At 67.6% G+C, this 18,590-nt stretch carries 16 protein-coding genes; 7 read left to right on the top strand and 9 right to left on the bottom strand.

The genetic code is table 11. The features are described 5' to 3' along the window. Positions 1–65: 65 nt before the first annotated feature. Complete coding sequence (locus tag ACSYS9_RS04865) at positions 66–2,156, top strand: TonB-dependent siderophore receptor (protein WP_071228041.1); 2,091 nt, start codon at positions 66–68, stop codon at positions 2,154–2,156. Here ACSYS9_RS04865 and ACSYS9_RS04860 read toward each other — a convergent pair. Next, positions 2,140–3,657, bottom strand: coding sequence for an MFS transporter (locus tag ACSYS9_RS04860; protein ID WP_071228040.1), 1,518 nt, complete (start codon positions 3,655–3,657; stop codon positions 2,140–2,142). The genes ACSYS9_RS04865 and ACSYS9_RS04860 overlap by 17 nt on opposite strands. A 107-nt stretch (positions 3,658–3,764) precedes the next feature. Between ACSYS9_RS04860 and ACSYS9_RS04855 the strand changes: the two genes are divergently transcribed. Further along, entirely contained in the window at positions 3,765–4,664 is a 900-nt protein-coding gene (locus tag ACSYS9_RS04855; protein ID WP_071228039.1) for a LysR substrate-binding domain-containing protein, read from the top strand. 13 nt (positions 4,665–4,677) lie between these two features. Here ACSYS9_RS04855 and ACSYS9_RS04850 read toward each other — a convergent pair whose 3' ends face one another. The 3 genes from ACSYS9_RS04850 to ACSYS9_RS04840 all read right to left on the bottom strand — a co-directional run bounded on the left by ACSYS9_RS04850 (position 4,678) and on the right by ACSYS9_RS04840 (position 7,499). Beyond that, the gene (locus ACSYS9_RS04850; protein ID WP_071228038.1) at positions 4,678–5,556 is read right to left on the bottom strand and encodes a LysR family transcriptional regulator; all 879 of its coding nucleotides are present in this window, start codon (positions 5,554–5,556) and stop codon (positions 4,678–4,680) included. A 38-nt stretch (positions 5,557–5,594) separates the two neighbouring features. Beyond that, positions 5,595–6,494, bottom strand: a complete 900-nt coding sequence (locus ACSYS9_RS04845; protein WP_256200912.1) for an SDR family NAD(P)-dependent oxidoreductase — start codon at positions 6,492–6,494, stop codon at positions 5,595–5,597. A gap of 141 nt (positions 6,495–6,635) precedes the next feature. After that, positions 6,636–7,499, bottom strand: coding sequence for a DMT family transporter (locus ACSYS9_RS04840; RefSeq protein ID WP_049421562.1), 864 nt, complete (start codon positions 7,497–7,499; stop codon positions 6,636–6,638). Positions 7,500–7,632: 133 nt separating this feature from the next. On the opposite strand from ACSYS9_RS04840, the gene ACSYS9_RS04835 reads away from it, so the two are divergent. Next, positions 7,633–9,012 carry an aminotransferase-like domain-containing protein gene (locus tag ACSYS9_RS04835; protein WP_071228037.1) on the top strand — a complete coding sequence of 460 codons (1,380 nt, stop codon included), beginning with the start codon at positions 7,633–7,635 and terminating at the stop codon, positions 9,010–9,012. On the opposite strand, the gene ACSYS9_RS04830 is transcribed toward ACSYS9_RS04835, so the two are convergent. Beyond that, the gene (locus tag ACSYS9_RS04830; protein ID WP_071228088.1) at positions 8,951–9,895 is read right to left on the bottom strand and encodes a LysR substrate-binding domain-containing protein; all 945 of its coding nucleotides are present in this window, start codon (positions 9,893–9,895) and stop codon (positions 8,951–8,953) included. The two genes, ACSYS9_RS04835 and ACSYS9_RS04830, sit on opposite strands and share 62 nt — an antisense overlap. Positions 9,896–10,010: 115 nt before the next feature. On the opposite strand from ACSYS9_RS04830, the gene ACSYS9_RS04825 reads away from it, so the two are divergent. Beyond that, positions 10,011–10,709, top strand: a complete 699-nt coding sequence (locus ACSYS9_RS04825; protein WP_071228036.1) for a glutathione S-transferase family protein — start codon at positions 10,011–10,013, stop codon at positions 10,707–10,709. Between the two features lie 87 nt (positions 10,710–10,796). Then, on the top strand, positions 10,797–11,471 hold the full coding sequence (locus tag ACSYS9_RS04820; protein WP_071228035.1) for a class I SAM-dependent methyltransferase: 675 nt from the start codon (positions 10,797–10,799) through the stop codon (positions 11,469–11,471). A 3-nt stretch (positions 11,472–11,474) separates the two neighbouring features. On the opposite strand, the gene smqnr is transcribed toward ACSYS9_RS04820, so the two are convergent. Further along, positions 11,475–12,122: a SmQnr family pentapeptide repeat protein gene (smqnr, locus tag ACSYS9_RS04815; protein WP_071228034.1), complete on the bottom strand. Its 648-nt coding sequence runs from the start codon at positions 12,120–12,122 to the stop codon at positions 11,475–11,477. A 159-nt stretch (positions 12,123–12,281) separates the two neighbouring features. Here smqnr and ACSYS9_RS04810 point away from each other — a divergent pair, with 159 nt between their 5' ends. Both ACSYS9_RS04810 and ACSYS9_RS04805 read left to right on the top strand, forming a co-directional pair. Further along, positions 12,282–13,058 (top strand): DeoR/GlpR family DNA-binding transcription regulator, encoded by a 777-nt coding sequence (locus tag ACSYS9_RS04810; RefSeq protein WP_049400656.1) that lies wholly within the window; start codon positions 12,282–12,284, stop codon positions 13,056–13,058. An 11-nt stretch (positions 13,059–13,069) separates the two neighbouring features. Next, the gene (locus ACSYS9_RS04805) at positions 13,070–14,203 is read left to right on the top strand and encodes an MFS transporter (protein ID WP_071228033.1); all 1,134 of its coding nucleotides are present in this window, start codon (positions 13,070–13,072) and stop codon (positions 14,201–14,203) included. Positions 14,204–14,212: 9 nt separating this feature from the next. Here the strand turns inward: ACSYS9_RS04805 and ACSYS9_RS04800 are convergent, their stop codons facing one another. The 3 genes from ACSYS9_RS04800 to ACSYS9_RS04790 form a co-directional block, all read right to left on the bottom strand. After that, positions 14,213–15,718 carry a PepSY domain-containing protein gene (locus ACSYS9_RS04800; RefSeq protein WP_071228032.1) on the bottom strand — a complete coding sequence of 502 codons (1,506 nt, stop codon included), beginning with the start codon at positions 15,716–15,718 and terminating at the stop codon, positions 14,213–14,215. Between the two features lie 11 nt (positions 15,719–15,729). Then, a complete protein-coding gene (locus tag ACSYS9_RS04795) occupies positions 15,730–17,868 on the bottom strand; it encodes a TonB-dependent receptor (protein WP_071228031.1) in 2,139 nt (712 codons plus the stop codon). Positions 17,869–17,998: 130 nt separating this feature from the next. After that, positions 17,999–18,394 carry a DUF2946 family protein gene (locus tag ACSYS9_RS04790; protein ID WP_071228030.1) on the bottom strand — a complete coding sequence of 132 codons (396 nt, stop codon included), beginning with the start codon at positions 18,392–18,394 and terminating at the stop codon, positions 17,999–18,001. Positions 18,395–18,590: the final 196 nt, after the last annotated feature.

Raw genomic sequence — 18,590 nt, 5'->3', positions numbered from 1 at the left:
TCATTTGTATTTGTGGGCGGGCATCCGGATAATCCGCCGTCACCGCCCTTCCCGGATCACTCCCGATGCCCGCTCTGCCGTCGCGTCCGCTGCTGTACACGCTCGCCCTGCCCACCCTGCTGGCCTCGGCCATCGCCCAGGCCCAGGACACCCCGGCGGCGCGCACCCTGGACAAGGTAACGGTGGTGGCCGAGCGGGCCAGCACCGCGACCAAGACCGACACCGCCCTGACCGAGACGCCGCAGGCGATCAGCGTGGTCACCCAGCAGCTGTTCACCGATCGCGGCGCGCACAACCTGCAGGAAGTGCTGCGCTACAGCGCCGGCGTCACCGCCGATGCGTGGGGGCTGGATACCCGCAACGATGCGACCTCGGTGCGCGGGCTGGACCCGGTGCAGTACCAGGATGGCCTGCGCCGCAGCTACGGTTTCAGCCCCCTCGCCCGCCCGGAAATCTATGGCCTGGAGCGGGTGGAAGTGCTGCGCGGCCCGTCCTCGGTGCTGTATGGTGCCGGCGCCACCGGCGGCATCATCAATGCAATGAGCAAGCGCCCGACCTTCGGCGCCCTCAACGGCGAGGTCGGCGTGCAGCTCGGCAGTTTCGACCGCAGGCAGCTGCAGGGTGACATCGGCGGCGCATTGAACGATGCCGGTACGGTTGCCGGCCGCTTCGTCGGGCTGGTGCGCGAATCGAACATGCAGACCGATGTATTGAAGGATGACCGCGTCTATCTGGCACCGTCGATCAGCTGGCGCGGTGAACGCAGCACCTTGACCCTGCTGGCCAGCTATCAGCATGACAAGACCGGCTCCAGCCAGCAGTTCCTGCCGCTGGCCGCGACCCTGCTTGCAGCGCCCGGACGCCGCCTCGACCCGTCCACCTTCATCGGCGATCCCGGTTTCGACCGCATCGACTCGCGCGTCTACAGCCTGACCGCGCTGTTCGACCACAGCTTCAACGACACGCTCAGCCTGCGCTCGGCAGTGCGTTACATCGATGGCAGGACCACCCTGCAGCAGATGTACGTGGACAGCTACAGCAGTCCGGAAGATCCCTTCATCGACGCCGAGCGGCGCGTGGTCAACCGCACGGCCTATGGCACCCGCCCCGACGTGCAGATCTTCAGCGCCGACAATGCGCTGCAGTTCGACTTCGCCACCGGTGCCTTCCAGCATCTGCTGCTGGCCGGCGTGGACTACAGCCAATACAAGGAGCAGCTGCAGCGGCTGGACGCCACCGGCACGCCGATCGACATCTACACCCCGGTATCGGTCGCGCCGATCGTGCGTGGCTGGGATCGTCAGCCGGACCAGACCTCCACCCAGCTGGGTGTCTATGTGCAGGACCAGATCCGCTGGGCCGACCGCATCTCGCTGGTGCTGGGCGCGCGCCGCGACCATGCACGCTCGAAGACCGAAGGCCAGCCCAGCCAGACCGACAATGCCACCACCTACCGCGCCGGGCTGATCGGCGAACTGGGTGCGGGCGTTTCGCCCTACCTGAGCTACAGCGAATCGTTCCTGCCGGTGTCCGGCCAGGATCTGTTCGGCAGCGCCTTCAAGCCGATGCGCGGCCGCCAGTCCGAGGCCGGCATCAAGTGGCAACCGGCGCGCAGCCTGCTGCTGACGCTGGCGGCGTACCGCATCACCGAAACCAACCGGCAGACCAACGACCCGGACAACGTATTGAACGTGGTGCAGACCGGGCAGATCCGCTCCAAGGGCGTGGAGCTGGAAGGGCAGTTCCAGTTCGCCAACGACCTCACAATCACCGCTGCCGTTGCGCGCAACGAGGCCGAGGTCAGCCGCAGCAACTTCGCATTGGAAGTAGGCCAGCGCCTCAACGACACCCCGCAGGACCTGGCCTCGGCCTGGGTGTCGAAGGGCTTCCAGCTGGATGATGCCGCACGCTTGCGCCTGGGCCTGGGCGTGCGCCATGTCGGCAACACGGTGTCGCTGGGCAATGGCGGGCGCATCGTCACGCCCAGCTACACGCTGGCCGATGCATTGCTGGAAGTGCAGGTGACCGACTGGACGATGGCGTTGAACATCACCAACCTCACCGGCAAGCGCTACTGCGCGCCGTGCCGCACCTTTGGCGACTGCTTCGCCGGCTACCCGCGCGTGGTGACCGGCACCATCAGCTATCGGTTCTGATCACGGCCAACGCTGGCCGCTGCAGCAGCAGGTGCAACAGCACCGCGCATGCGGCGGTCAGCAGCGCCAGGACACGCAGCAGTATCGCCAGCGCCTCGGCACTGGCCTCCTGCAGCTGTGCGCCGCTCATCGCCGGAAGCAGTGCCTGCGCCTGTGCCTGCGCCCCCGTGGCCAGATAGGCACCGGCACGCGCCAACGATGCCGGCGATGCTCCCTGCAGCTGGTGGCCGATCAGCAGCGCAAGCAAGGCCGTGACTGCGGCCAATGCGATGCCTTCGCCGGCCACCCGCACGGTTCCGAAGATGCCGGCGGCCATGCCCGCACGCTGCACCGGCACCACACTGACCGACAGCCCATCCATCAGGCCCCACGGCAAGGCCGTTCCAGCGCCGATCAGCATCAGCAACGGCACCCACTGCGACGGCGACGGATGCGATGCGTGGCGCGACAACAGGTACAACCCAGAGGCACAGACCAGCAGGCCCAGCGTACACAGCCGCGTACTTCCAACGCGTTCCGCCCAGCGCGCGGCCAGCATCGGCAGCACCAGCATCGGCGCGGACAGGGCCAGCATCTGCAGCCCGACCAATGTCGCGCTCTGTGCATTCACGCCCAGCAGCTGCAGAGGCAACACCACCAGCAGCACCACGTAGCCGAAGCAGGTTGCGACCGGCAGCAGCTGGACACCGAGGAACGCCGGTTGCGAGAACAGCGAGAGGTCCAGCAACGGTGAGCGGTGCAGCCGTTCGATGCAGACGAATACCCCGCCCAGCATCAGCGTCGCCAACAGCGCCAGTTGCACGTGCATGGCATGCAGGCCGAATTCACCCAGCCACAGCAGGGCCAGGGTCAACGCCGCCAGCATCAGGCTGAAACCCAGCATGCCGCCGACATCCAGCCGCCCGCGTTCGCCATGGCTTTCGGACAACGCGCGCGCGCCCACGGCGAACGCCGCCAGCGTCAGTACACCGCCCGCGGCGAACACACTGCGCCATCCCAATGCCTGCAACAGCAGACCCGCGAGCAGCGGCCCCAGCGCCAGCCCCGCACCGAATGTGGTGCCCAGCAGGGCGAACACACGGGCACGCACCGGGCCCTGCCAGGCATGCGCCAGCGCAGCGGTGCCGGACGCCAACGCCGCTGCAGCGGCAACGCCCTGCAGCCCGCGCGCCAGATCCAGCCACAGCAGCGTGGGCGCGAGGCAGACGACGACCGTGGCTACGGTGAAGCCTGCCGTGCCCAGCAGGAACAACCGTCGTCGGCCATAGCGGTCGGCCAGGCCACCGGCAGCAAGCAGCAGGCTGCCGAAGGTGAGCATGAACGCGTTGGTCACCCACGCCAGCGCGGTCGGCGACGACGCCGCGGAACGGGCCAGCGCCGGCACCGCGACCGCACCGGCCGAGAAGGACAACGGCAGCGCCAGTGCAGCCAGGCAGACGGCAAGCAGCGCCCACCGCTGCTGCGTGTGGGAAGGTACGGAGAGCATCGAAACCGGGGCCATGTGGGCCTCCATCCATCAGGGGCATTGATGATGGACAGGCCGCTATTCCAGAAAAACAGGCTCGATGTACGTTGATTGCGGCCTAATGTTCCGTAATCATGCCCCGCATGGATTCCATCTCTGCCCTGCTGGCCTTCGTCCGTACCGCCGAAGCAGGCAGCATCGTCGGCGCCGCTCGCGTCCTCGGCCTGTCCGCGTCGGCCGTGGGCAAGCGCATCGCCCGCCTTGAACAGGAACTCGGCACGCGCCTGTTCCAGCGCACCACCCGCCGCGTGCACCTCACCGACGAAGGCGAACTGCTGCTGCAGCGCTGCCGGCGGGCACTGGATGAACTTTCCGAAGCGCAGGCGGATCTGGCGCAGCGACAGCACGCCCCGAGTGGACTGCTGCGCATCGGCCTGCCCACCATCGGCTACCGCTTCCTGTTGCCGGTACTGCCGGGGTTCCAGCAGCGCTACCCGCAGGTGCAGCTGGAGCTGGACTTCAACGACCGCATCGTCGACGTGGTCAGCGAAGGCCTCGACGCGGTGATACGCAGCGGTGAACTGGCCGATTCCAGCCTGACCGCACGGCGGCTGGGCGGCTTCCGTTTCATCCTCTGTGCGGCGCCGGGCTATCTGCAGGCCCATGGCATTCCCGGTGATGTGAGCGAGCTGCGCCTGCATACCGCGCTGCGCTTCCGTTACCCGACCACCGGAAAGCTGCACCCGTGGCAGCTGCCGGGTATCGAAGGCGATGCCGGCGCGCGCCTTCCCACGGCGATGACCTGCAACAACATGGAGGCCGTACTGGCCGCTGCGATCGGTTGCATGGGCCTGGCCTGGATGCCTGACTTCCTCGCAGCCGATGCGCTGGCCGATGGCCGCCTGCAACAGGTACTGCCAGCACTGCCCACGCACCAGGGGCAGTTCTCGTTGCTCTGGCCCGGTGGGCGCCATCCCAGTGCACGCCTGCGGGTGTTCATCGACTACGCCGTTGCCAACCTGTTCCGCGGCGACGAGGCATAGCAGCTCCACAGAATCAGTTGGTGCCCGCCGTCTGCAGGAAATTGCGCAGCACCGGCGACGGTTGTTCCGGCCTCATGCAGAACTGCAGGGCGAAACGGGCGGCTTCGCTCTCCAGCACGCGATAGACGATCTCCTGCGGGCGGAAGCTGGCCATGCTGGCCGGAACGATCGCCACGCCCGCCTCCACCGCCACCAGCGACAGCACCGCGTGCATGCCCTGCGCTTCCTGCATCACGCGCGGGGTGAAGCCCGCCGCGGTGCACAGACCCAACACCTGCGCGTGGAAGCCGATGCCCTCTCCAGCCGGCCATGAAACGAACGGCTCATCGGCGAGCATCGCCACGCTGACCTCCGGCGCGTTGGCCAGCGCATGTGCACGCGGCAGCGCAATCGCCAGGCGGTCGTGGTCGAAGTCGTACAGCACCAGCTCGGCGGCGGGAATCGGTGGAATCAGCACGCCGACATCGATGCGCTGCTCACGCAGCCACAGCTGCTGCTGACGCGAGGTCGCTTCCTGCAGATGCAGCTGCACCTGCGGGTACTGTTGGCGGAAGCGGCGGATCAGGCCCGGCAACCGGCCATACAGCGCACTGCCCACATAGCCCACGCGCAGACTGCCGGACTGTCCGGCGGCGGCTTCGCGCGTGCGCTGCAATGCCTGCTCGGCCTGCTGCAGCGTTGCCCGCGCCTCCACCAACAGCGTCTGCCCGGCCACGGTCAGGCCCAGGGTACGGTTGCCGCGCACGATCAGTTCACTTCCGAGTTCGTCTTCCAAGCGTCGTATTGCCGCGGTCAGCGGCGGCTGCGACATGTGCAGGCGGGCTGCGGCGCGGTGGAAATGAAGCTCTTCGGCCACGGCCACGAACTGGCGAAGCAGGCGCAGGTCGATCATCTCGATGCAGGCAGTGGGAACCCGCCTAGGGTACGCCCTCAGCCGCGCACGTCGACGCTGGCGCGGGCGATGGCCGGCCACTGCAGCGCCACCGACTCGATGCTGTCGGCACTGACCGCGCGCAGATCCCGCGGATACGCCACATGCTCGGCCTCCTGCAGGCGCAGTGCGTGGAACTGGCCATTGCTTGCGCGCAGCACCCAGCCGCCGTCCTGGCAGCGCGTGGACGTCAGATAGGCCACGCCCTGCGCGACCGCGTCCGGATGCAGTTCGTCGGGCTCGCCGTCGATGCCCCACATACGCGTCTTTGCCACCGGCGAAACCGCGTTGACCACGATGCCATGCTCGGCGCCTTCCAGCGCCAGCACATTGACCAGTCCCAGCGCCCCCAACTTGCCCATCGCGTAAGCGGACAGCCCGCGCTGTGCGTACTGCGGATACAGCGCGCGATCGGAGGTGGTGATGACGATGCGCCCACCGCCCGCCGCGCGCATTGCCGGCCACGCCGCCTGCGCCAGCCACAGCGGCGTCTTCGCGGCCAGGCACAGCATCTGCTCCAGCGCCTCGTCCTCGATCGCTTCCAGCGTCTGGTACTCGACCCAGCCGGCGTTGTGGATCAGGAAATCGATGCGGCCATGCGCCTGCAGCAGTTCCTGCACCAGCGCATGGCAACCGCCACGATGGTCGATGGGACCGCTTGCGGCCTGCACCGGCAAACCCTGCCGCTGCAGCGCTTCGACGCTGCGCAGGATGCGCTGTGGATCGGCGCCGCGGCCGTCGGTACCGGCGCCGACGTCATGCATCAGCACCTGTGCACCGCGCTCGGCCAGCAGGCGGCTGTAGGCCAGGCCCAGTCCACCGGCGGCACCCGTCACCAGGCCCACCTGGCCTTCAAAGGAAATTCGGGAAATCGGCTGCATCTGCACAGCTTCGGCCATGCCCCCAGGTTGCGGCCAATACCATTGACCACAGCGCACGATACGCCCGCGCTATCACTGGAAAAGGGGACGGAGGGGATTAAGTCGTTTCAGGCACAGTAGGACCGATTACGACTTAATCCCCTCCGTCCCCTTTTTCGTTCAGCGGCTGAAGCGGCGCGCGCCGGCCACGCAGATCACCGCGACCACGGTCACCAGCACCATGCTGAGGCTGACCGCTTCGTGCAGCAGCAGCGCGGCCAGGGCCAGGCCGAAGAAGGGCTGCAGCAGCTGCAGTTGGCCGACGGCGGCGATACCGCCCTGCGCCAGACCGCGATACCAGAACAGGAAGCCGATCAGCATGCTGAACACCGCCACGTAGCCCAGTGCCCACCACGCCGAGGCACCGACCGCAGTGAACGAGGCCGGACGCATCAGCACTGTCAGCGGCAGCATCACCGGCAAGGCCAGCAGCAGCGCCCAGCTGATCACCTGCCAGCCACCCAGATGGCGGGCGAGCCGACCGCCCTCGGCATAGCCCAGCCCGCACACCACGATCGCCGCCAGCATCAGCAGGTCGGCCTGCAACGACGCCTCGATGCCGTTGCGCACCGCATAGCCGACCACGCAGGCACTGCCCAGCAGCGAGAACAACCAGAACGCCGGGCGCGGTCGATCGCCGCCGCGCAGCACGCCGAATACCGCAGTGCTCAATGGCAACAGGCCGAGGAACACGATGGTGTGTGCCGATGACGCATGCCGCAGCGCGAGCGCGGTCAACAGCGGAAAGCCGACCACCACCCCCAGACTGACCACCACCAGGCCTGGCAGGTCATTGCGCCGCGGCCACGGCTGGCGCAGCAGAAGGAGCAGGCCAAGGCCGAGCACGGCGGCAATGGTCGCGCGTGCAGCAGTGACGAATCCGGCGTCCAGCTGCAGCACCGCCAAGCGGGTGGCCGGCAGGGAGCCCGCGAAGATCACTACACCGATGAAGCCATTGATCCAACCACTCGCCGACCGTTCCACGCCTGTACTCCTGAAGGTGCCGGACGATGCCCGGCTGGACCTGTATGGAAGCATCCAGCGCGGAACGACCCCAGCTACAATCCAGTACAGTCGCAAGTAACTGTACTGCCCACACTTCCACTACGGTTCCGCCATGCCACGTTCGCTCACCCGCATCGAATCGGTCATCCAGACCGTCCGCACCCGCATCGGTGCGCGGGTGGATGGCCCCGGCTCCCGCCTGCCCTCGGTACGTGCGCAGGCGGCGGCGATGGGGGTCTCGGTCTCGACCGTGGTCGAGGCCTACGAGCGCCTGGCGGCCGAAGGCCTGATCAGTGCGCGCGCAGGATCCGGCTTCTACGTCAGTGGGCCGGCCGCCCCGCTGGCGCTGGCTGAAATGGAGCCGCGGCTGGACCGCGCGGTGGATCCGCTGTGGGTGTCGCGGCAATCGCTGGAAACGCCCGCGGGCCACCTCAAGCCGGGTTGTGGCTGGATGCCCAGCGATTGGCTGTACCACGATGGCGTGCGCCGCGGCCTGCGTCGGCTGGCGCGTGCCGATGCATCACAGCTGGTCGACTACGCCGGCCCACTCGGGCTGCCCCCATTGCGCCAGCTGCTGCAACGGCGCAGCGCGGCACTGGGCATCGATGCGCCGATGGAGCAGATCCTGCTGACCGAATCCGGTACGCACGCGGTCGATCTGCTCTGCCGTTTCCTGCTCAAGCCCGGCGACTGCGTGCTGGTCGATGACCCCAGTTACTTCAACTACCACGCGTTGCTGAAGGCGCACCAGGTGCAGGCCATCGGCGTGCCGTACACGCACAGCGGCCCGGACCTGGAGGCGTTCGCGCAGGCAGTTCAGGCGCATACGCCGCGGCTGTACATCACCAACTCGGGCCTGCACAACCCGACCGGCGCCGTATTGTCGGCCAGCACCGCCCACCGCCTGCTGGGCCTGGCCGAACGCAATGAACTGATCATCGTCGAGGACGACATCTTCGCCGACTTCGAACTGCAGCCTGCACCGCGGCTGGCCGCGCTCGATGGGCTGTCGCGGGTGATCCACGTCGGCAGTTTCTCCAAGACGCTGTCGGCGGCTTCGCGCTGTGGCTACGTCGCCGCTCGCCCTGAGTGGATCGAGGCGCTGACCGATCTGAAGCTGGCCACCAGCTTCGGCGGCGGCCATCTGGCGATGCAGTTGATGCACATCGCGCTGACCGACAGTGGCTACCGCCGCCACATGCAATCGGTGCGTTCGCGCCTGGCCGATGCGCGCCGGCACACGCTGCGCAAGCTGCAGACGCTGGGCATCAGGCCGTGGCTGCAGCCGGAAGCCGGGCTGTTCCTGTGGTGCCAGCTGCCCGATGGCCGCGATGCCGCCGCACTGGCCCGGCAATGCCTGCGCGAGGGCATCGTGCTGGCACCGGGCAACGCGTTCAGTCAGTCGCAGCGCGCGGCTGACTATGTACGCTTCAACGTTTCGCAGTGCCAGGACCCGAGGATCTGGCAGGTACTGGCGCGCGCGCTGCGTTGAGCTGGTAATGCGCGACCAGCGCATCCACCACCACGCGCACGCCCGGCAACTGGCCGCGACGATGCGGCAGCAGCACGCTGGTGGTCACTTCGCCGGCATGCCACGCCGGCAGCACCTGCTGCAGGCGGCCAGCGGCAAGGGCCTCGGTACACAGGCTCTGTGGCAACACGGTAATGCCAAGACCGGCTTCGGCCGCCGCGATCAGCAGCTGCGATTCATTGCCGACCAGCGCCACCTGCGGCTCCACCTGCACGGTGCGCGCGTCGGGGCCGTGCAGCGTCCAGCGCGTTGCATGACGCGCGGTCAGCAGGCCGGCATGCGCACGTAGCTGCTCGGGCGTATCCACTGCCGGCGCGGCTGCCAGATAGCCTGGGGACGCCACCAGCACGATGCGCTCGCTACCCAGCGAGCGCTGCACCAACCCGGAATCCGGCAGCGGACCGAAGTGACTGCGCAGAGCGATGTCGATGCCCTCCTGAGCCAGATCGATGAAACGATCACTCACTTCAACTTCGATGCGCAACCGTGGATAGCGGCGGGCCAGTGCAGGCAGGCACGCGGCGAGCTCGCCCTGCACCACCGGAATCGAAGCGCTGATGCGTACGGTGCCGCTGGGTTCGGCCTGGCGGTCGCGGACGATGGCCTCGGCGGCCTCGACCTCAGACAACGCTGCGCGTGCGCGCTCGAAGAAGTCCTGGCCGACCTCGGTCAATGCGAAGCGGCGCGAACTGCGTTGCAGCAGCCGCACCTGGAGCTGTTCTTCCAGCAGCGCCACGCGCTTGCTCAACGTCGAGCGCGGCAGGCCCAGATGGCGCCCGCCTGCGGCGAAACCGCCCTGCTCCACCGCAGTCACGAACAGGGCCAGATCGTTGAGGTTGAGCATGCGCAACGTCCACATATGTGGACTTCAGGATGCCATTCGGATGGCTTCAGCGGCAATGTCCATGCTGGCACGCTTTCCTCACCCGCCGCGTCGCGGCTCGAACCGGAAACCTGCCATGACCCCGACCCTCTTCTACGGCGTGCCCTCGGGCTGCTCGTTCGGCTCCATCGTTGCGCTGGAGTGGCTGCGCCAGCCGTATCACCTGTGCCGCATCGAGATGCCCGGCCAGGTGCAGGGCGAAGACTACCGCCGCCTCAATCCACTGGGCGAAACCCCGACCCTGCGAACCGCGCAGGGCGAGCTGCTCAGCGAGAGCCTGGCCATCCTCAACCACCTGGCCGCGAAGGGCATCGCACAGGGGCTGGGCTTCGCACAGGGCACCTCCGGCTTCGATCGCCTCAACCATCGGCTGGCCTATCTCAACACCAGTTTCTTCGGTGCCTACGCGCCGCTCTGGCACGCACTGGAGCATGCGGAAGGCGATGAAGGCGAGGCGCTGCGTGCCTATGGCACGACCAAGGTGCGCCACGCCCACCAGGCGCTGGAGCAGATGATCGGCACGGGCCCGTGGCTGCTGGGCGAACAGCGCAGCTTTGCCGACGCCTACTTCGCAGGCATCGCGCGCTGGAACGACTATCACCAGGTGGTCGATCGACGCGAGTTCCCAAGGGTGCAGCAGCTGTTCGAGCGCCTGCAGGACGACGCCGGCGTGCAGTTCGCCCACGCCATCGAAGCGCAGCAGCCGGCAACCAGCGGCGGTGGATTCCTCGGCGAGGTGCGGCTGGAAGACGTGCTTGAGGCCGCAGCGGCCTGAGCCCTGTCCTGCCCGTGCGGCAGCGGCGCGCAATGCCTCTTGCGCGCCGCGCTACAGTGGTATGTCCCCCGCTGCAGGAATCCGCGCATGTCCACGTTCTCCGATCCGCAGGCGGTGGCCCGCTATGCCGAAGCGCCGCTGCGCCAGGTGCCTGGCTTCCTCGCCCTGCAGCAGATGAGCCGGCTGCTGCTGGCCGAACGTGTCCCTGAGCAGGGCCGCGTGCTGGTGCTGGGTGCCGGTGGCGGGTTGGAACTGAAGGCCTTCGCCGAGGCGCAGCCGGGCTGGCAGCTGCTGGGCGTAGACCCGGCCGCGCCGATGCTGGCCCTGGCCGAGCAGACACTGGGTCCGCTGATGTCGCGCGTGCAGCTGCTGGAAGGCTATATCGACGATGCACCCGATGCGCGCTTCGACGGTGCCAGCTGCCTGCTGACCCTGCACTTCCTCGATGCCGGGCAGCGCCTGCACACGCTGCGCGAACTGCACCGGCGCCTGCAACCCGGCGCGCCGCTGGTGGTGGCGCACCACAGCGTGCCGCAGGACCCGGCCGGCAAGCTGCGCTGGTTGCAGCGCTACGCGGCGTTCGCCGAAGCCTCGGGGGTTGCCCACGCCGATGCGCAGCGCGCGATCGACGCCATTGCCGAGCGATTGCCGTTGCTGTCGCCCGAGCAGGAGGTTGCGCTACTGCAGGAGGCCGGCTTCGACAACGTGGAGCTGTTCTACGCCGGCTTCAGCTTCAAGGGCTGGGTGGCGTACGCCGGATGATGCCTACGGCACCACGGTAATGCCGATACGCTGCATCAACAGCACCACCTGCTGCACATCCAGTGTGGCGCCGCGCAGATTGGTGCTGCGCAGGTCCAGCTCGCCCAGCTCCGAGTTGGTCAGGTTGCAGTCGGTGAAGTTGGCACTGTTCCAGTCGATCCCCTCGAACTGGCCACCGGACAGGTCCGAACCGGCGAAGCTGGCACCGCTCACATTCGCGCCATCCCAGCGGTTTTCCCACAGTTCGCACTTCTCCAATGTCACCCGCGAGAAATTGGCGTAGCGCAGGTTCGACTTCTTGATGAACGCGCTGCAGAACCAGCTGCGCGTGGTGATCTGATTCATGAAGCTGGCGTTGCTGAAGTCCGCGCCCTGCGCACGGCACTCACTGATCTCCAGGCCCAGCGCCTTGATGAAACTGAAGTGGCACATGCTGATGTCGCAACTACGGAAGCTGGCTTCCTTCAATGTGGCGCCGTTGAAGCGGCAACCGGCGCGGTTTTCAGCGTCATAGAAGCTGCAGTTGATGAACTCGGTGGCGGTGAGGTCAGCGCCGGAGAAATCGCATTCGTAGAACTGCTGGTCGACCACTTTCTGGCCGGTGTACTGGTCCGCGCCGATGCGCAGCTTGCGGTGAACGGTGGGGGACATCGTGGATTCCATGCCAGGTGCCCCGCCATGATGCCGGGCCGCGAGGGCGATCCATAGACGCTGGCGCGGTCGGGTTCACCGGCAGTCCAGCCGATCTGTGGCCACGCCCGCCCAATGCACGTTGTTGCACGTTAATGCACGAACGTGCAGACTTGCGTCATGAGCTCCGATCCCAGCCCCCTCCCCGCCCAGCGCACCCTGCAGATCCTCGAGGAACTGCGCCAGCAGGGCCGCGTGGTCGCCGCCGAACTGGCGCGCCGCTATGCCGTCTCCGAAGATTCGATCCGCCGTGATCTGCGCGAGCTGGCCGCCCAAGGCCTGTGCCAGCGTGTCTACGGCGGCGCCGTGCTGCCGCCCCCCAAGGAACGCCCGCTACGCGAGCGCCTGACCCGCGACCGTGGCGACAAGGCCGAACTGGCCGCCCGCGTCTGCGCGCTGCTGCAACCGGGCCAGGTGGTACTGCTCGATGCCGGCTCGACCAACCTGGCGATCGCCCAGCAGCTGCCGACCGCTCTCGGCCTGACGGTGATCACCAATGCTCCGCAGATCGCCACCGCCGCCAGCATGCTTGAAGGCACCTCGGTGCAGCTGATCGGCGGCCGCCTGGCCAGCGGTGGCGGCGCGGTCGGCGCTGAAGCGTTGGCGCAGGTGCAGCGCCTGCGCGCCGACGTATACCTGCCCGGCCCCTGCGCGGTGGACGGCGACACCGGCGTCTGGGCAATGGATTCGGAAGAAGCCACGCTGAAACGCGCGATGGTGGCCTGCAGCAGCCGCGTCATCGTCGCCGCCACCACTGAAAAGCTCGGTGCCCGCGGCAACTGGCAGATCGCCAGCCTCGATGAAATCGACGATCTGGTGCTGACCACCTCGGCTCCGCCGGCGCTGGCCGCGCGCTTCCGCGCAGCCGGCATCGCGGTACACCCCACTCCGCCCTGACCGTACCGCCCATGTCCCTTGCCAACCGCGCGCGTGCCGAACAGCACGCGACCCGCGCTGCGTTCTTCATTCCCGGCTTCGCCACGGCGTTGTGGGCCACCCTGGTGCCATTCGCCAAAGCGCGCACCGACATCAACGACGCCACGCTGGGCCTGGTGCTGCTCTGCCTCGGTGCCGGTTCGCTGCTGGCCATGCCGCTGTCCGGTGTACTGGCCGCACGCCTGGGCTGCCGGCGGGTGATGGTGGCCAGCAGCCTGCTGATCTGCCTGACCGTGCCCGGCCTGGCGCTGGCCGGTTCGGCCTGGACGCTGGGGCTGGTGCTGTTCGTGTTCGGCGCCGCCGTGGGCGCGATGGACTGCACGATGAACGTGCAGGCCGTCATCGTCGAGCGCGAAGCACGGCGCGTGATGATGTCCGGCTTCCATGCCTTCTTCAGCATCGGCGGCTTCCTCGGCGCGGCCACCATGACCGTGCTGTTGTCCGCACAGCTGCCGCCACTGGCATCGGTGCTGATCGGCGTCGGCGCCATGCTGCTGGTGATGCTGCTGTCGGCGGCGTACTGGCACAGCGAACGCATGCCGCACGACGCACCGATGCTGGCCCTGCCGCACGGCATCGTGCTGTTCATCGGCGTGCTGGCGTTCGTCGCCTTCCTCGGTGAAGGCGCGATGCTGGACTGGAGCGCGGTCTTCCTCAGCGATGTGCGTCACGTCGATGCCAGCCTCGCCGGTATCGGCTATGTAACCTTCACCCTGACCATGACCGTGGCGCGCCTGTTCGGCGACGCACTGGTGGCACGCGTAGGCCGTGAGCGCGCGATCGTGTTCGGCGCGCTGCTCGCCGCCGCGGGTGTGCTGGTGCTGACCCTGGTCACGCCGTGGCAGGTGTCGCTGGTGGGCTATGTGCTGGTCGGCCTCGGCTGCGCCAACATCGCACCCGCGCTGTTCTCACTGGCTGGCCACCAGACCCGCATGCCGGGTGCGCTGGCGATCACCGCGGTATCCACGCTGGGCTTCGCCGGCATCCTTGCTGGCCCAGCACTGATCGGTTTTGCTGCCAACCACTTCGGCCTGATCGCCGCCTTCATCGGCGTGGCCACGGCCTTGTTGCTGGTGGCCGTGTCCACACGTTGGCTGCGGATGTAGCCCAGGGCCTCAGCGCCGCCTGTGCCGCAGCTTCATCCGCAATCGCCGATAGCCGATCACCGTCGCCGTGGCACACAGCGCGGTGCCAGCAGCGCTCAGCAGCAGCAACACCGCCAGCCGGGCACCTTCCTGGCGCAGCATCGCCGGCAGGTCCCAGCTGTGCAGGAAGTAGAACAACCAGCGCCCCACGCGCTCGCGATGCCCCATCGTCAGCAACGGGTCGCCGGTGGCCTGATCGAGATAGACGCGCGTCGCTTCGGCATCGCCGAAGTCCACAACTGCTACCGGGAAGCGGCGTACCGCTGCACCATTCATGGCCTCGGGTGCACGCGGATAGAAGTAGGCATCCGCTGCCTGCTGCACCACGAAGCCCTGCATCGGCGCAGCGGACAGCGCACGCGCCTTCTGCTGCAGCCACGCGGCCGGCAGCAACCGCGCAACCTGCAGATGCCCATCGTTGCCGGACACGATGCAGGTATCGCCTTTCCCATCCAGCAGCACCGCGAACAGCTCGCCTCCGATGCGGCGCCACTGGATCTCGACTGGTTGGAAGCGCTCAGCATCGGCCACCGCCAGAAGCTTCGCCGGCTCACCCAACGCGCCATCCACCGTTACCAAGCTGCCACGATAGCGTTCAACATCGATCGCCTCCCGCGTGCTGCTGAAGACTCCCAATGGATTCATCGACATCAGCCCGCTGAAGATCCAGGTGAACACGAAGGCCGCAGCCATCAGTCCGATCAGATGGTGCCAGCGCATCCACGGTTCGACGTACGGCGTCTTTGCACCGGAGCGGTAGCGCCCGTGGAAACGCCAGCGCCACACACCGACCACAATGCCGCTGACTGCCGCCACCGTGCACAGCGCGGACAGCACGATCACCACCCACGTCCACACCGGATCCACCGACTGCATGCGCAGGAAATACAGCCAGTGCAGCCAGGCCCCCACATAGTTCCAGCGCTGCTGCACATGCGGTGCGTCCAGCACCACTTCACCGGTGCGCGAGGACACGTACAGGTCACCGGGCTGTGCGCCCCCCACCTCCACCCGGTACAGCGGCCGGTGCGCGTCCAGCGCGCGCGAATGCGTCCAACGGTCCCCTTCCACGCGCATTGCACCGACAAAGGCCGGGCCGCCAGCAAACTGTGCCGCAGATGCTTCGGCGCGCTGTGCCGACACTGGCAGCAGGACCTGGCCGGTGACGGCTGACCACGCCCCCACGCTGCTTCCCGTGCGCACCACATACGCAGGCTCGCCACGCAGCGTGGTCAGTGCCACGGTCTCCGGCTCAGCCTGCACGGCTGCAGGCAGCACCGACAGCCCGCGCAGATCGCGGGCCTCCGGCAGCACCGGCAATGCCGCCAGACGTTCACCGGGCGTCAGCTTCGGGTAGCCAATGAACAACATCACCATGCCGCTGACGAACCACAACAGCATCAGCAGGCATCCGCCGATGCCGAGCCAACGGTGCACCAGGTAGGTCCAGCGCTTGGCAGTGGATCGCAGCGACATGGTGCGCGTCCTCAGAAGCGATGGTCGACGGTGAACTCGACGTGGCGATCCGCGCCCAGCAGCCACTGCGTGCTGGTGTAGTACGCGGTGGCGTAGTACGCCTTGTCGAATACGTTGAACAGGCGCGCTGACAATCGCGTGCGCGGTGCTGCCTGCCAGGTCAGCGCCAGATCAGTGGTGCTGTAGCTGGGCAACTCCAGCGTGTTGGCATTGTCTGCGTAGCGCTTGCCGACATAGCGAACGCCACCCGCCGCGCTCCAGTCCGGTGCGAACTGCCAGCTCAACCACACATTGGCCAGGCGTTCGGCCACGTTCGGCGGCACGTTGCCATCGCGCGACACCAGCAGCGGCGGCGAGCCGGTGGTCTCCAGGAAGTCCTCGAACTCGGCCTTCAGCACCGTGGCGTTGGCATCCAACGTCCAGTGCAGCGCGACGTTCCAGTTCAACGACGCCTCGATACCACGCGAGGTCTGCGCGCCCACCTGCACGCGGCGGTCCGGTACCAGCGGATCGCGGCTGAGCAGCCCGGTCTTGCGGATGCGATACGCCGCCAGCGTCCACTCGCCGCCTTCGAAGGCCTGCTTCAGGCCCACTTCGATCTGCCGGCCCTTGGCCAGGTCGAAGGCGCCGTTGGCCGGGCTGATCATCAGCAGCCCACTGACCGGGTCTGCTGCCTGCGAGTACTGCGCATACAGGCTCAGCGTCGGCCGCAGCGCGAATACCGTGCCTGCACGCCAGCCGGTGCTGCTGTAGGTCTTCGAGAACGCATTCTGGCCGCTGATCAGATCGGTACGGTCGATGCGCGCGCGGTCGTGGCGCAGCCCACCCAGCACCGACCAGCGCTCGCTCAGCGCCAACCGATCTTCCACGAACAGCGCGTACTGCTCGGCACGATTGCGGTAGCGCGGCAGGTTCGGCGCGTCGCTGGCGAACTGGCCCGGCACCGGATCGAACGGATCGACCGGGCCCGAGCTGCCGGCATAGGTGTTGTTGGTGTGCTTGAAGTGCGCGCGGTTGGCGTCCAGGCCCACCGCGAAGTTGTTCTGCAGGCCACCCGCCGTTCCCTGCACGCGCAGCGTCGAGGTCAGTCCGGTCTGGTCCTGGTTGTGGGTGATCTCGGTATTGCCAGATCGATCGATCAAGCCGGTAGCGCGGTTGTAGACATAGGCCTCGGCATTGCGCCAATCGCGCTGGCTGTCGATCTGGTAGAGGCGCGTGCGCCATTCCACGTTCGCGTTCGGTGTCCACAGCGCATCAAGCTGGGTCCAGCGGTCGCGATAGCGGATCTGGCTGTCGTCCACGTTGTAGTTGCGGTGGCGCAGCGCCTCCAGCTGGCGGCCCTCGACCAGCGGCGTGCCGAAGTAGCGCATCGGTTGCTGGTAGCCCTGCGCATGGGTGAGGGTCAGCTGCAGGTCCGCGCGCGGCTGCCACAGCAACGCACCGGAGAATGTCGCGTCACTGTTGCGCCCACGATCGACCCAGCCACCGCTGTAGTTGCCACTCACGTCCAGCCGGTAGGCCAGCTCGGGCGTCAGCGCGCCACCGCTGCCGAAGCCCAGGCGCGCGGTGTCCTCGCTGCCCACGGTTACGCTGATCTCGTTCTCGATCGCACCACGCGTGGGCTTCTTCGGCACGATGTTGATCACGCCGCCGATCGCACCGTCGCCATGGATGACCGAGGCCGGGCCGCGCAGCACTTCGATGCGCTCGATCGACCAGGTATCGAACGGGAAGGTGATACCCACGCCACCGTACTGGCGCAGCCCGTCGTACAGGCGCATCACCGAAGCGCCATCGGTGAAGCCGCGGCTGGACAGCGCACTCAGGCCGTTGCCCGGGTGCGGCATCGCACTGATCGCACCTGCCCGGCTGATCGCATCGTTGAGGTTGCTGTCGCCACGCTGCTCCAGTTGTTCGCGCGAAATCACCGTCAGGCTGGCCGGTGTCTGCAGCACGCTCAGGCCCAGCGCGGAACCGGCGTTGGCGGTGGACGACAGCTCACCGCTGCGGGTATCGACCACCCGCACGGTATCCAGCGTGGTCGGTGGTGCCGCATCGGCGGCAAGCAGGGGCGCGGCGTGCAGGAGCAATGCGCACAGGACAGGCAGCGTCGCCCGGCGCAGGTGCGCGGAGTTGGGGTTCGTTTTCATTTTTTTCACGGCATGCAAGGCCACCCCGCAATGGCAGGGCAGCAATCAGAAAGGGGCAAACACGCGCGTGCGGGCACCGGCCGTGGCCGGCAACCTCATGGAAAAATGTTCAATGCAACGCGCGTGCGGCTCAGGCGGCCATCATGGCTGGCGGCCCACGCGCTCCCAATGTGCCGCTGATCCGTTGCGGCAACGCCCGCACCGCACCGCGCAGCGCGCGGCACACCGGTGCCATCGGCGCCAACAGCAGCACTGCCGCCACCAGCAGCGTGATCAGCCGTGCAGCGATCAGGCAGTAATCGCAGTCCACGCCCATCTCATGATCGGCGTGTGGATCGGCAGGTGGCTTCTTTGCGGCCTCGCCGTGCGGCATCGCCATCGCGTGATGGTCGTGGTGCCCGTCCATCGCGTGCTGCACATGCTCTGCGTGCATCGCGTGGTCCATGGCGGCCACCGGTGCTGCAGCAGCCACGTGACCGTGCGCCAGCCAGCGGCTCACCAGCGGAGCGAGCAGCACCAGCAGCATGGCGAGCCATGCCAGGGCCTGGAACCGGCGGTGGAGGACAGATTGACGCACCCGGCCATTCTACGGACCCGCAGCCAACCTTGGACCCCGTTCAGGGTTTACCCCCTGCGACACGGTGACGCAGGGCTGTGCTGCCGGCCACAGCGATGGGCACGCCCTCCCTGCGCACGCCCACCACGCTGTGGATCCACGCCAT

It is taken from the genome of Stenotrophomonas sp. STK17_22, assembly GCF_051983905.1.
Taxonomy (GTDB): domain Bacteria; phylum Pseudomonadota; class Gammaproteobacteria; order Xanthomonadales; family Xanthomonadaceae; genus Stenotrophomonas; species Stenotrophomonas maltophilia_A.
This window is presented reverse-complemented; position numbering and strand designations above follow the sequence as displayed.

What these genes read in the sequence shown, in the direction of transcription:
- ACSYS9_RS04820 (WP_071228035.1), top strand. Translation starts at nt 10,797, where the DNA reads ATGTCCACGTTCTCCGATCCGCAGGCGGTGGCCCGCTATGCCGAAGCG.
- ACSYS9_RS04865 (WP_071228041.1), top strand. Translation starts at nt 66, where the DNA reads ATGCCCGCTCTGCCGTCGCGTCCGCTGCTGTACACGCTCGCCCTGCCC.
- ACSYS9_RS04790 (WP_071228030.1), bottom strand. Translation starts at nt 18,394, where the DNA reads ATGCTGCTGGTGCTGCTCGCTCCGCTGGTGAGCCGCTGGCTGGCGCAC.
- ACSYS9_RS04845 (WP_256200912.1), bottom strand. Translation starts at nt 6,494, where the DNA reads ATGGCCGAAGCTGTGCAGATGCAGCCGATTTCCCGAATTTCCTTTGAA.
- ACSYS9_RS04835 (WP_071228037.1), top strand. Translation starts at nt 7,633, where the DNA reads ATGCCACGTTCGCTCACCCGCATCGAATCGGTCATCCAGACCGTCCGC.
- ACSYS9_RS04795 (WP_071228031.1), bottom strand. Translation starts at nt 17,868, where the DNA reads ATGAAAACGAACCCCAACTCCGCGCACCTGCGCCGGGCGACGCTGCCT.
- ACSYS9_RS04855 (WP_071228039.1), top strand. Translation starts at nt 3,765, where the DNA reads ATGGATTCCATCTCTGCCCTGCTGGCCTTCGTCCGTACCGCCGAAGCA.
- ACSYS9_RS04850 (WP_071228038.1), bottom strand. Translation starts at nt 5,556, where the DNA reads ATGATCGACCTGCGCCTGCTTCGCCAGTTCGTGGCCGTGGCCGAAGAG.
- ACSYS9_RS04805 (WP_071228033.1), top strand. Translation starts at nt 13,070, where the DNA reads ATGTCCCTTGCCAACCGCGCGCGTGCCGAACAGCACGCGACCCGCGCT.
- ACSYS9_RS04810 (WP_049400656.1), top strand. Translation starts at nt 12,282, where the DNA reads ATGAGCTCCGATCCCAGCCCCCTCCCCGCCCAGCGCACCCTGCAGATC.
- smqnr (WP_071228034.1), bottom strand. Translation starts at nt 12,122, where the DNA reads ATGTCCCCCACCGTTCACCGCAAGCTGCGCATCGGCGCGGACCAGTAC.
- ACSYS9_RS04860 (WP_071228040.1), bottom strand. Translation starts at nt 3,657, where the DNA reads ATGGCCCCGGTTTCGATGCTCTCCGTACCTTCCCACACGCAGCAGCGG.
- ACSYS9_RS04830 (WP_071228088.1), bottom strand. Translation starts at nt 9,895, where the DNA reads ATGCTCAACCTCAACGATCTGGCCCTGTTCGTGACTGCGGTGGAGCAG.
- ACSYS9_RS04800 (WP_071228032.1), bottom strand. Translation starts at nt 15,718, where the DNA reads ATGTCGCTGCGATCCACTGCCAAGCGCTGGACCTACCTGGTGCACCGT.
- ACSYS9_RS04825 (WP_071228036.1), top strand. Translation starts at nt 10,011, where the DNA reads ATGACCCCGACCCTCTTCTACGGCGTGCCCTCGGGCTGCTCGTTCGGC.